Below are 12,195 nucleotides of genomic sequence, written 5' to 3'. Positions count from 1 at the left end.
CTTAGAAGCCGCCGATTTTTATGATGGTGATGATGTAGAAAAGAACCACCAGCGCCGCCAACACGACGCCAAGAGCGATGTTTCGACCTCGGCGAGAGCGCTTCTGCGCATCGTTCAGCTTGATCGTTTCCATCACGCAGCCCCTTTGATCAATGTCAGAAACGACGGCGCGACATTATCGGCCAGAAGGCCGGAGAAGATCGCAAAGAGATAGAAAACGGAATAGGCAAACATCTTTTTCGCCTGCACCATCCGCTCATCTCCGTCGGGCATAAGACGGACCGAGATGGAACAGTAGATAAAAATGATGCTGAGAACGGCTGCAAAGATACCGTAACCACCACCTGCAAGGCCGGTAAAGTACGGTGCCACTGCAACGAAAGCCGTCAGGACGGCGTAGGCGATCATCTGGTTCTTGGTGGAGCGTTCACCGGCAACATTCGGCATCATGGGAATGCCGACCGAGCCGTAATCGCGCATCTTGAAGAGCGCGAGAGCCCAGAAATGGGCAGGAGTCCAAAGAAAGATGATGAGGAACAGGATGGTGCTGTCAAGCGACACACCACCGGTAACGCAGGCCCAGCCGAGCATGGGTGGAAACGCACCAGCGGCACCGCCGATGACGATATTTTGCGGCGTCGAACGCTTCAGCCACATCGTGTAAACGACGGCGTAGAAGAAAATCGTAAATGCCAGCAGGCCAGCGGCAAACCAGTTGACGGCCAAACCAAGAATGGCAACCGAAAACACGGAAAGTATCAGACCAAAAGCAAGCGCTTCACCGGGCTGAATGCGTCCCGAAGGTATTGGCCGCTTGGCGGTCCGTGTCATGACCGCGTCGATATCGGCGTCATACCACATATTCAGTGCGCCGGAGGCACCCGCACCCACTGCGATGCAGAGGATGGAAACCAGTGCCAAAAACGGGTTGATGCTACCGGGAGCCAGAACGAGGCCCGCAAAACCGGTAAACACCACCAGCGACATAACGCGGGGTTTCAGCAGTTCGAAATAATCGCGCGCACTCGCCTCTGATAGCGTGAAGCTATCCATGTCCAGCGTGTCGCGATTGTCGATAACAGTCATTTTTCCTGCTTTCATAGGAAACGCCGCGCATATATGCGGCGCTCCTTTACGTCTTTTGTCTGAGCGTGAAACTGACATCTATCATGTTCAGTCGAGATAGACGCTCTGACAAAATGCCTCAGCGGATCCGGGGAAGCTGTTCCCACTGGTGATATGGCGGCGGCGAAGACAGCTGCCACTCCAGCGTTGTCGCACCTTCACCCCATGGATTGTCGCCAGCCACACGCTTCTTTGCGAAAGCTTCCCATACGCCGCCGAGGAAGATGAGGACGGCAACGGCCGAGATATACGAACCGATGGAGGAAACATAGTTCCAGCCAGCAAAGGCATCGGGATAGTCGATATAGCGGCGCGGCATACCGGCAAGTCCGAGGAAGTGCTGCGGGAAGAAGATCAGGTTGACGCCGACGAACATGACCCAGAAGTGCAGATTGCCGATCTTCTGGCTGTACATGTAACCGGTGATCTTCGGGAACCAGTAGTACCAGCCAGCAAAGATGGCAAACACCGCACCCAGCGACAGCACGTAATGGAAGTGTGCGACGACATAATAGGTGTCATGCAGCGAGCGGTCGAGACCGGCATTGGCCAGCTGTACGCCCGTCACACCACCAACGGTGAAGAGGAAGATGAAGCCGATCGCCCAGATCATCGGCGTCGTGAAGGTCAGCGAGCCGCCCCACATTGTTGCGATCCAGGAGAAAATCTTGATGCCCGTCGGAACCGCGATGACCATGGTTGCGAAAACGAAGTAACGCTGCGCTTCCAGTGACAGACCGACCGTATACATGTGGTGCGCCCACACGATGAAGCCGACGGCACCGATGGCGACCATGGCATAGGCCATTCCGAGATAACCGAAGATCGGCTTTTTCGAGAAGGTCGAGATGATGTGGCTGATGATGCCGAAGCCGGGCAGGATCAGAATGTAAACTTCCGGGTGACCGAAGAACCAGAACAGGTGCTGATACAGGATCGGGTCACCGCCGCCTTCAGGCGCGAAGAAGGACGTACCGAAGTTGCGGTCTGTCAGAAGCATGGTGATGCCGCCTGCCAGAACTGGCAGAGACAAGAGCAGCAGAAACGCCGTGACCAGCACCGACCAGGCAAACAGCGGCATCTTGTGCAGGGTCATGCCCGGCGCGCGCATGTTCAAGATCGTGGTGATGAAGTTGATGGCACCGAGAATGGAAGACGCACCGGCGATGTGAAGCGCAAAGATCGCCAGATCCACCGCAGGCCCAGGCATGCCGCTGGTAGAGAGCGGCGGATACATCGTCCAACCGCCACCGACACCATAGGCACCAGCCGGTCCTTCAACGAAGAGCGACAGAAGCAGCAGGATAAAAGCCGGTACGATCAGCCAGAAGGAGATGTTGTTGAGGCGTGGGAACGCCATGTCAGGCGCGCCGATCATGATCGGCACCATCCAGTTGGCGAAGCCGCCGATCATGGCTGGCATGACCATGAAGAAGATCATGATCAGCGCATGCGCAGTGGTGAACACATTGTACATGTGCTTGCCGCCATCGATAGCGGCATCGCCCTCAAAACCATAGACCATGGCTGCGAGGCCGTGAAAAATCTGAATGCCGGGCTCCTGAAGCTCCATACGCATGACGACCGAAAGGCCGCCGCCGATGATGCCTGCAATGATCGCGAAGATCAGATAGAGCGTACCGATATCTTTATGGTTGGTTGAAAAGAGCCAGCGCTGAGCGAAGCTCGGTGTATGCGCATGGTGCGCGTGATCATCATGGTGCGCTTCGCGCTCGACAGAGTGATGATCGTCGTGTGTGGAATGTCCAGCCATTGTCCTCACTCCTTACGTTATTTGGTTTCGTTTTCGGCGACCTGAACAGTGCTAGACGCACCATCCACCGAGGCCATGAGCGCCCGGTTCGCACCGCTCAAATCTGAGGCAGCAGCGGCGAACCAGGTTTTATATTGCTCTTCGGAAACCACCCGTATGGCGATTGGCATATAGGCGTGATCCTTGCCGCAAAGCTCGGAACACTGACCGTAATAAAGGCCTTCCTTTTCAGGCTTGAACCATGTTTCGTTCAAACGACCGGGAACGGCATCGATCTTGACGCCGAAAGCGGGCATCGCGAAAGCATGAATGACATCCGTCGGTGCTGACGTAACCAGCAGACGCACGGTTTTACCAACAGGAACGACCATTTCGTTATCGACGGCCAGAAGGCGTGGATAAACAGCCTTGTCATTCTTGCCAGCGGCTGCGCGGTCGACGTCCTTCAGAAGGTAGCTGTCGAAAGCAAGTGGCTCTGCGCCTTGCGCGGCCGTGTACTCATAATTCCACTGCCACTGCGTCGCCGTTGCCTTCAGCGTCAAATCCGGATTTTCCGGCTGCGTCAGCTGCGCGTTGAGCAGATTGAACGATGGAAATGCCAAAAACATCAGGATCAGAACCGGAGCGAGCGTCCAGACGATTTCGATGGCCGTGTTATGGCTGGTCTTGGATGCGACTGGGTTTTTCGATGCGCGGAACTTGACCGCCACGATAATCAACAATGCGAGCACGAACAGCGTGACCGGGACGATAAACCAAAGCGTATATTGTTCGAACCAGCGAATTTCATGCATGATGGGCGTTGCCGCCTCCTGCAATCCCATCTGCCATTCCCTCGGCTGGTCGGCGCGAGCGCCGACAGCCGTGAGCAGACAGATTATGCCCACCAAGCTTGCGTAAATTCTGTTAGTCACGGTACCTCTCCCTCACGCGTTTGATCATGATCAATCTCAAACGCAGAATCCATGCTTATACTTATGACTCAAATCATAGTTTGCCTTTCGCCGCAATATCGCCTTGGTTGGCATTGGTCCGATTTTTAAGGCTATCCCGCCTCCCGGTCGGCACGTATCATAGCCTCAGAAGCTGCATTGGTGCAGCGCCGCATGCTGCAAAGTCCTATTTTGGCCGCACTCGCTTGGAATTGAGGTGGCTGGCTCTTTCATTTCCCGGTCGGGACGTCAAAATAGCCGCACTGATTCGAATCCTGAGGTATCCATGCGTCTGTCTCCGATTGCGCGCGCTTTTTTTATCGCCGCCGGTCTTTCCATTATCGTTCCCGCTGCGGGTTTTGCGCAGCAGCAGCCGGTGCCGGGTCAGCCGCAGCAGCCGGGGACGCCGAAATCGACGCATGGCGCGTGGTCGGTCATCTGTGACAAACCTGCAGGCGCTTCCGAAGAGCAGTGCGCTCTGATGCAGAACGTGATTGCGGACGACCGTCCGGAAGTCGGTCTTTCCGTGGTCATCTTGAAAACTGCGGACCGCAAATCCCGGATTCTTCGTATTCTCGCTCCGCTCGGCGTTTTGCTGAAGGACGGAATGGAGCTCTACATCGACAATAACAATATCGGTCGCGCCTATTTCACACGCTGCTTCTCCGAAGGCTGCTACGTGGAAGTGGATATCGATGACGAATTGTTGAAGGTTCTGCGCGCCGGCAAAAACGCGGTGTTCGCGCTGCGTGAATCCGTTGATCAGGACCGCGTCGGCATTCCAATCGAACTGCGCGGCTTTGCCGAAGGCTACGACACGCTTCCCTGATCAATCTTGCGCCGTAGGGCTCCAGCACTTAAATGCGCTGTTAACAGCCACGACTGGAGCCCGCGATGACCCAAGACCTTTTGACCCTTTTCGATTGCGATGAAGGACAGCTGCGCGCCCAGATCGCCGATGCGCTTTCGAGTGCTGACGATGGCGAATTGTTCGTTGAACACGCGCAGGCGGAATCACTGACGTTCGACAATGGCCGCCTCAAGGGCGGTAGCTTCAATACGGATCAGGGCTTCGGCCTGCGCGCCGTGGCAGGCGAGACGGTGGGTTATGCTCATGCGGGCGAGCTCTCTCTGGCTGCTCTGAAGCGCGCATCCGATGCCGTCGGCGCTGTTACCAAAGGCTATTCCGGCTCCTATGCGGCTGCCCCGCAACGCACCAACAAGAAGCTTTATGGCGACGAAAACCCGATTGGTGCACCGACCTTCGAGGAGAAGGTCAAGCTTCTGACCGAGATCGATGCTTATTTGCGCGACAAGGACCCGAAGGTCCGCCAGGTAACGGCAAGTGTCGCCGCAAGCTGGCAGATCGTAGATATTCTGCGCGCCGATGGTCATCGCGTCAGCGACATCCGTCCGATGACCCGTATCAATATTTCGGTGATTGCCGGTGAAGGCGACCGCCAGGAAAGCGGTTCCTACGGTATTGGCGGACGCGTCGGCTTTGGCGACTTCATTACCACCGAAAACTGGCAGCGCGGTGCAGATGAGGCGTTGCGGCAGGCGCTGGTGAACCTCACGGCCATTGATGCCCCCGCTGGCACCATGGATGTGGTGCTGGGTGCCGGTTGGCCGGGCGTGATGCTGCATGAAGCCGTTGGCCACGGACTGGAAGGCGATTTCAACCGCAAGAAAACCTCTGCTTTTGCTGGCCTTTTGGGCGAAATGGTCGCCGCTCCCGGCGTAACCGTGGTGGATGACGGCACCATCGACAACCGCCGTGGCTCATTGACGATAGACGATGAAGGCACGCCTTCCGCCTATAATGTGCTGATCGAAGACGGAAAGCTGGTCGGTTACATGCAGGACCGGCAGAATGCCCGCCTGATGGGCATGAAAGCCACCGGCAACGGACGCCGGCAAGGCTATTCACACGTGCCGATGCCACGCATGACCAACACCTATATGCTGGGTGGCGACAAGACGCCGGAAGAAATCATCGCGTCGGTCAAGAAGGGCATTTACGCAGTCTCCTTCGGCGGCGGTCAGGTAGATATAACCTCGGGTAAATTCGTCTTCGGCTGCACGGAAGCCTATCTCATCGAGAACGGCAAGATCGGCGCGCCGGTCAAGGGTGCCATGCTGATCGGCAATGGTCCGGATGCGATGAAACGCGTGACGATGATCGGCAACGACATGAAGCTCGATACCGGCATCGGCAATTGCGGCAAGGCAGGTCAGTGGGTTCCCGTCGGCGTCGGCCAGCCGCATTTGCGTATGGATCAGATTACCGTGGGCGGAACGAAGGCCTGACACAGTCAGAGTGATTCAACGTCTTTGAGACAAAGTGTTTGTCATCTCTGACAGTTGCTGGGACTATCCGGTTTAGCACGATCCACTTTAACCTAAGGACATCATGACCTTTATAGCGAACGCCCTCGTTCCCGAACTTGCCGTCAGCGATTGGCCGAAGAGCCGCATGTTTTATTGCGATCTGATCGGCTTTCATGTGGTCTATGAGCGACCGGAGGAAGGGTTTACCTATCTGGCGCTGGGGGATGCCCAGTTGATGATCGATCAGGTTGGAGCGGGGCGGACATTCGAGCAGGAAAATGCGCCGGTGAATTATCCCTATGGACGCGGCATGAACCTGCAACTGGCTGTTCCGTCACTGGAGCCCATTCTCGACAGGCTGACACGGGCAGGTGTGGAGTTGTTTCTGCCCGTGGAAGAAAAATGGTATCGCAAGGGCGAAACCGAAGTCGGCAACCGACAATTCATCGTCGCTGATCCCGATGGCTACCTGATCCGACCCTTCGAAAGCCTTGGCGAACGCCAGTTCCGGTTCGGCTAAACAGAAATGGCTCAACTTCTGCGCAGACCAAAAGCGGTCATTTTCGACATGGACGGAGTTCTGATCGAAAGCGAAAAACACTACCGGGATTCGTTTCTGGCCGCCTCGGATGAGGGCGGACACGGCATGGCGGTGGAAGTGTATCAACGGGTCTGCGGCAGCCCGTGGGACGTCATCACCGCAACCATACGCTCGGAATATGGTGATGATTTTCCGATGGAGGCATTCAGAGAGGCGTGGCTTCGACATTTGGCGATCCAGATGGCCGATGGCGTGGCGCTGAAAGCCGGCGTTATCGAAATTCTCGATCTGCTGGATAAACTCGAAATACCCCGCGCCATCGCCACCTCTTCCGGCCACGAATCCGTCAACCGCCATTTGGGGGCTTTCGATCTCACGCGGCGCTTCGATCATATTCTGGCGCGTGGAGACTATGCCGAACCGAAACCGTCTCCCCTTCCCTACCTGACTGCCGCCAAACGTCTGAGGTTTGCGCCGGAGGATTGTCTGTCGCTGGAAGACTCCTATCACGGCGTCCAGTCCGCATGGAGTGCTGGTACGCAGACCGTGATGGTGCCGGATGTCGCGCCTGCGACGGATGCGATGCGAGAGAAATGCGTGACGATCTGCGACAGTCTTTTCGACGTCGCAACGCTTCTAAAACTCGCATAAATTCTGTTTTAAACTAGACGCCCGGCTCAAAACGCCATTTGCGCTTGATCGACGCTTCAAGGTCGAGGCCGCTATTGTGGGCAAGCAACAGCACATGCCCCAACAAATCGGCCGTTTCGTCTGAAAGATCCTGTCGCATTTCCTCTTGCGTTTTGCCTTTGCTGCGCCCGCGACCGCTCAACCTGTTCCAAGCCTGCGTAACCTCTCCCACTTCTTCCTGAAGCTTGAGCACGTACCAGTCCGGGTCTCGCTCGATACCGTTTTCGTTCGCGTATTTTTGTGAGGCATGTTCAAATTGCAGCATGAGTTGAGAAAGCATTCGTTCCTCCTTTGTTCATGCGCAATTCACCATGATTCCCCGGTCGTGTCGATAGGACCCATGCGGCAATTTTACATGCCGCATGGCTGCGCTCAAGGATACATCCGCACCTTCGACCACTCACCTTCGGGCGTTTCACGACGAAATTCGACGCGGTCGTGCAGACGGAACTTGCCGTCCTGCCAGAACTCTATGGTCAGAGGCTGGATGCGGAAACCAGACCAATGCGGTGGGCGAGGAATGTCGCCGATCGCGTATTTCGCGGTGTAGGTGGCGACAGCTTTTTCCAGCGCAAACCGGCTTTCAAGAGGACGCGACTGCTTCGAGGCCCAGGCACCGATGCGGCTTCCGCGTGGACGCGACGCGTAATATTCATCCGCTTCCTGATCACTGACGACTTCGACGGAACCTCGGATTCGCACCTGCCGGCGCAGGCTTTTCCAATGAAAGCACATGGCACCTTTTTGCTGGCCAAGCAGTTCAATGCCCTTGCGGCTTTCGAAATTCGTGTAGAAAACAAAGCCTCGCTCATCGGCGTGTTTCAGCAGGACCATGCGGACGCTGGGCATGCCGTCTTCGTCCACCGAGGCGAGCGCCACGGCGTTTGGATCGTTGATTTCAGAGGCCGTCGCATCACGCAACCAATCCGCAAAAAGTGCGAAAGGTTCATTTTCCTCTGTAAAGTCACTGGATGTTAACCCACTTTCCGACATATTGAATTAAATGCTCCTGAGCTGATTTGCGTACCAGAGATGTGTTCTGGTCTAGAGATGGTGATCGTCATAGCAAAGTCGAACAGTCGAACAAAGAGCTTCTTGTCGTCAGTCGTGGATGTTTCCGCCACTGCATGCATGCTCGTCATGTTGACAGGTTGCGTCAGTCTCGACCTGTTTGGCGGAGAGAAGGTCGACAAGTCGCTGTCCACTGCCTCCGTTCCCAACCAGCAGACCACACAGACACTTTCAGATGATGCGACGATCCGCAATGCCGTTACGTCTGCCGATCTCGCCAAAATTTCAGACTCGCCCCTGCCTTGGGCCAATGCAGCGACAGGCAGCGCAGGCGTCGTGACCGCGATACGCGAAGACAGAAACACCGGCTTCGTATGCCGCGACTTCGATACCACACGCCATTCCTTCGAAGGCGTTGCCAGCTACAGCGGTCAAGCTTGTCTCTCCGAGACCGGCGAATGGTTGATGACCCGCTTCAGCCAGAAATAAAGCATTTACCCTGTCTACCATTACAGTTGTCGCGACATGCATTGCAACGCCTGCTGTAAAGGTCTGATTAGCAACTTCTTGCGACAGTCAAATCCGATTTCAAACGAACGATGCAACGCAAAGACTGCATGCACGTTCAAGACGGGTGGTTTTCGTGTTGCAGGCTTTTCATGACGAAAGAATACGGCCTGAACCGACTGGGATGATTGGAGGTTCGGATGCGTGATCCTTACTCTATTCTCGGCGTTCAAAGAGATGCCGGATCAGATGAAATAAAAGCAGCCTGGCGCTCACAGGCGAAAGCCGTGCATCCCGATCAAAACCAGACCGACCCGGACGCGACCGCGCGTTTTGCCGAGATTGGCCAGGCCTATGACCTGCTGAAGGATCCGCAAAAGCGCGGACTTTATGATCAGGCTCGGCGCGTGGCGGAAACCAAAAAACGCGACCAGACCATCATGCAACAGCGTGCCGCTGCCAGAGAAGCCGCGCAACGCGCCAAGGCTGCCGAAAAGCTGATGGAAGAGCTCGCCAAGGCGCAAACACGCGCCAGCAAAGCCGAACCACACCCCGAGAGTGCCAAGCCGGAATCGGCAGAAGATATGCTGGAGCGTATCTTCGGTGCGGACGCGAAGGCCAAAGTAGGCGCGGCCAAGCCCGATGCTGCTACCGACAATCCCAACATGTCCGCAGAGGAACATGCGACAGCACAGAGTGAGAAGATGGAAGCGCGTGCAGCGCAGGCCAGCAGCTTCTTCAGCGCCCTTTTGCGCCGCATACGGGGCACGACTGTTGTTCCAGACAAGGCTCCCGATATCACCGCCGAAGCCATCGTCACCGTTTCCGATCTTATCGAGCAGAAATGGGTGACGATCGGCATGCCGGAAGAGCGGGAAGTTCGCTTCCAACTGGAGCCTGGAATGACCGACGGCCATGTGGTTCGGTTGAAGGGTCAGGGGTTGAAACTACCCGAATCCGCCCGTGGCGATCTCGTGGTCACGCTTCTGGCGTCGCGAGACGATACATTCTCCATTCGCAATTTCGATATCCATACCACTTTCCCGATTTCATTGGCGGATGCTGTGCTGGGTTGCGAAGCCACTGTCCAGTCCCCGCATGGCGAACTGAAAGTCACGGTACCCGCATGGTCGGGTTCTGATCGTGCCGTCCGCGTCGATGGCAAGGGATTGAAGGACGGATCTGGCGGATACGGCGATTTTGTCGTGGAACTGCGCATCATTCTGCTGGATACGCCGGATGCGAAGGTGATGGATCTCATGCGCCATATGCGTGAAGGGCTCTATCTTTAACGCTGCGCCAAAATTTTCAAGCGGCTTTTCGGTTCCGTCACAGCGAAAGCCGTGAACAACGCACCCATTGTTACGTTCCCTAACATGAGATGATGCAACCCTGCTTGAACAGGCGTTCTGCCTATGCCATAGGCAAGTTCGATTTAAGGATAGGGAGCAAACAATGGCTCAGACATCTGGCCTCATGGCTGGCAAGCGTGGCCTCATTATGGGCATCGCAAACAATCGCTCCATCGCCTGGGGCATTGCAAAGGCTTGTGCCGATGCCGGTGCCGAGCTTGCTTTCACCTGGCAGGGTGACGCTCTCAAGAAGCGCGTGGAACCGTTGGCTCAGGAACTGGGCGCGTTTATGGCTGGACACTGCGATGTGACAGACCTTGGAACGATCGATGGTGTTTTTGCAAACATCGAGGCGCATTGGGGCAAGATCGACTTCGTCGTTCACGCCATCGCCTTCTCCGACAAGGACGAGTTGACCGGCCGTTACCTCGACACCAGCCGTGAGAATTTCAACCGCACCATGGATATTTCCGTGTACTCGCTGGCCGCCGTTGCAAAACGCGCCGAGCCGGTGATGAACGATGGCGGCGCAATTCTGACGCTGACCTATTATGGCGCTGAAAAAGTCATGCCGAACTATAACGTCATGGGTGTCGCAAAGGCAGCGCTTGAAGCCAGCGTGCGCTATCTGGCCGTAGATCTCGGCAATCGTGGTATTCGCGTCAATGCTGTTTCGGCAGGCCCTATCAAGACGCTCGCTGCGTCCGGCATTGGTGATTTCCGCTATATTCTCAAGTGGAACGAATATAACGCGCCGCTGAAGCGCACCGTTTCCATCGAGGAAGTCGGCAAGTCCGCACTGTACCTTCTCTCCGATCTGTCGACAGGCGTCACGGGTGAAGTGCACCATGTCGATTCCGGTTATCATGTGATCGGAATGAAGTCGGTAGACGCTCCCGACATCTCCGTTGTAAAAGACTGAAATACCGATATCTCGCGCAAACGTGTAGGGCAGTTTTGCGCGAGATATGCCAATCACAGACGACATGCCCTATCTCAGGTGCATCGTTGAAAGAATAAGACAGGGGTTGCGCATTGCTGGTCTATGTTATCCGTCACGGACAGACAGACTGGAATGCAATCCGCAGACTGCAAGGTCAAAAGGATATTCCCCTCAATGACTTCGGCCGTTCGCAAGCGACCGAAAACGGCAAGACACTATCCCGCATTCTTGGGTCCACCGCCAACGATTTCGACTATGTTGCCAGTCCACTGGGCCGCACCCGCGAGACAATGGAACTGCTACGCGGGGCTATGGGACTGGAGCCCACAGCTTACCGCACGGATGAACGCCTTGTGGAGATTTCCTTCGGTGACTGGGAGGGACAAACGCTTCCCGAACTGAAGATTACCGAACCCGAAAAAGTAAAAGCCCGCAAGGCGACGAAATGGGATTTCATTCCGCCGGGGCAGGATGCCGAAAGCTATGAAATTCTTTCATGGCGTATCGGAGCATGGCTGGCTTCGGTTGATCGTCCGACCGTCTGCGTCTGCCATGGCGGCGTCATCCGGTCGATGTTCCGTCTGATATCCGGTGTGGACAAGGATGTAGCTGCGGAAATTGCCATTCCGCAGGATCGTATATTGAGAGTAGAAACGGAAAAAGGCACCGTTGAGTGGATCGACCCCTCAGCGTGATCGCTACTGGATGACCTCGAGATCATCCACGACACGCTTGCCATCCACTTCGGTGTAGAACACTACGACCTTGACCCCGGCCTGCAGGCCATCGAAGTTGAATTCTTCCGGCACCTTGTAATTCTTGCCATCGGCCAGCGTTATCGACAGCCCTTTTACGTCAACCTTGCTGATTGTCGACTCGACATCCACGCTTTGCGCAAATGCATTAAAGGGAGCAAACAGACCGGCTGTGGCCAAAAGTGCGGCAATCATCAAACGCATCGCTATGGCTTTCTTAAGGGTGCTGAAGAA

The 12,195-nt window shown here is 55.8% G+C and carries 15 protein-coding genes; 8 read left to right on the top strand and 7 right to left on the bottom strand.

From position 1 onward, the window contains the following. Position 1 precedes the first annotated feature (1 nt). From CPJ18_RS27460 to coxB, 4 genes are all read right to left on the bottom strand, one after another. Positions 2-133 carry a hypothetical protein gene (locus tag CPJ18_RS27460; RefSeq protein WP_045231343.1) on the bottom strand — a complete coding sequence of 44 codons (132 nt, stop codon included), beginning with the start codon at positions 131-133 and terminating at the stop codon, positions 2-4. Further along, a complete protein-coding gene (locus CPJ18_RS12180) occupies positions 133-1,086 on the bottom strand; it encodes a heme o synthase (protein WP_103659096.1) in 954 nt (317 codons plus the stop codon). Before CPJ18_RS12180 ends, CPJ18_RS27460 begins: the two co-directional genes overlap by 1 nt. Before the next feature lie 118 nt (positions 1,087-1,204). Continuing rightward, entirely contained in the window at positions 1,205-2,899 is a 1,695-nt protein-coding gene (gene ctaD, locus CPJ18_RS12175) for a cytochrome c oxidase subunit I (RefSeq protein WP_077103609.1), read from the bottom strand. A gap of 17 nt (positions 2,900-2,916) precedes the next feature. Beyond that, the gene (coxB, locus tag CPJ18_RS12170; protein WP_246670349.1) at positions 2,917-3,723 is read right to left on the bottom strand and encodes a cytochrome c oxidase subunit II; all 807 of its coding nucleotides are present in this window, start codon (positions 3,721-3,723) and stop codon (positions 2,917-2,919) included. 394 nt (positions 3,724-4,117) lie between these two features. Here coxB and CPJ18_RS12165 point away from each other — a divergent pair, with 394 nt between their 5' ends. From CPJ18_RS12165 to CPJ18_RS12150, 4 genes are all read left to right on the top strand, one after another. Then, complete coding sequence (locus tag CPJ18_RS12165) at positions 4,118-4,660, top strand: invasion associated locus B family protein (protein ID WP_103584896.1); 543 nt, start codon at positions 4,118-4,120, stop codon at positions 4,658-4,660. A gap of 65 nt (positions 4,661-4,725) precedes the next feature. Continuing rightward, complete coding sequence (gene tldD / locus CPJ18_RS12160) at positions 4,726-6,141, top strand: metalloprotease TldD (protein ID WP_103658553.1); 1,416 nt, start codon at positions 4,726-4,728, stop codon at positions 6,139-6,141. A gap of 103 nt (positions 6,142-6,244) precedes the next feature. Next, positions 6,245-6,682, top strand: coding sequence for a bleomycin resistance protein (locus CPJ18_RS12155; protein WP_103658551.1), 438 nt, complete (start codon positions 6,245-6,247; stop codon positions 6,680-6,682). 6 nt (positions 6,683-6,688) lie between these two features. Next, positions 6,689-7,354: an HAD family hydrolase gene (locus CPJ18_RS12150; RefSeq protein WP_103658549.1), complete on the top strand. Its 666-nt coding sequence runs from the start codon at positions 6,689-6,691 to the stop codon at positions 7,352-7,354. Positions 7,355-7,367: 13 nt separating this feature from the next. On the opposite strand, the gene CPJ18_RS12145 is transcribed toward CPJ18_RS12150, so the two are convergent. Both CPJ18_RS12145 and pdxH read right to left on the bottom strand, forming a co-directional pair. Next, positions 7,368-7,673: a pyrophosphohydrolase domain-containing protein gene (locus tag CPJ18_RS12145; protein ID WP_103658547.1), complete on the bottom strand. Its 306-nt coding sequence runs from the start codon at positions 7,671-7,673 to the stop codon at positions 7,368-7,370. 92 nt (positions 7,674-7,765) lie between these two features. Continuing rightward, on the bottom strand, positions 7,766-8,386 hold the full coding sequence (pdxH, locus tag CPJ18_RS12140) for a pyridoxamine 5'-phosphate oxidase (protein ID WP_077118958.1): 621 nt from the start codon (positions 8,384-8,386) through the stop codon (positions 7,766-7,768). A gap of 102 nt (positions 8,387-8,488) precedes the next feature. On the opposite strand from pdxH, the gene CPJ18_RS12135 reads away from it, so the two are divergent. The 4 genes from CPJ18_RS12135 to CPJ18_RS12120 all read left to right on the top strand — a co-directional run bounded on the left by CPJ18_RS12135 (position 8,489) and on the right by CPJ18_RS12120 (position 11,901). Next, positions 8,489-8,893, top strand: a complete 405-nt coding sequence (locus tag CPJ18_RS12135) for an RT0821/Lpp0805 family surface protein (RefSeq protein WP_244554141.1) — start codon at positions 8,489-8,491, stop codon at positions 8,891-8,893. A gap of 218 nt (positions 8,894-9,111) precedes the next feature. Then, positions 9,112-10,203 (top strand): DnaJ C-terminal domain-containing protein, encoded by a 1,092-nt coding sequence (locus CPJ18_RS12130; protein WP_103658545.1) that lies wholly within the window; start codon positions 9,112-9,114, stop codon positions 10,201-10,203. A 163-nt stretch (positions 10,204-10,366) separates the two neighbouring features. After that, positions 10,367-11,185, top strand: coding sequence for an enoyl-ACP reductase FabI (gene fabI, locus CPJ18_RS12125; protein ID WP_077103593.1), 819 nt, complete (start codon positions 10,367-10,369; stop codon positions 11,183-11,185). Between the two features lie 113 nt (positions 11,186-11,298). Next, positions 11,299-11,901, top strand: a complete 603-nt coding sequence (locus CPJ18_RS12120; RefSeq protein ID WP_103658543.1) for a histidine phosphatase family protein — start codon at positions 11,299-11,301, stop codon at positions 11,899-11,901. A 3-nt stretch (positions 11,902-11,904) separates the two neighbouring features. Here CPJ18_RS12120 and CPJ18_RS12115 read toward each other — a convergent pair whose 3' ends face one another. After that, on the bottom strand, positions 11,905-12,165 hold the full coding sequence (locus CPJ18_RS12115) for a DUF1344 domain-containing protein (RefSeq protein WP_077103841.1): 261 nt from the start codon (positions 12,163-12,165) through the stop codon (positions 11,905-11,907). Positions 12,166-12,195: the final 30 nt, after the last annotated feature.

Origin of the sequence: Agrobacterium rosae (assembly GCF_002915175.1) — a bacterium.
Lineage (GTDB): Bacteria > Pseudomonadota > Alphaproteobacteria > Rhizobiales > Rhizobiaceae > Agrobacterium > Agrobacterium rosae.
Note: the sequence above shows the minus strand (reverse complement) of the source record. Positions and strands in the feature narration are given on the sequence as shown.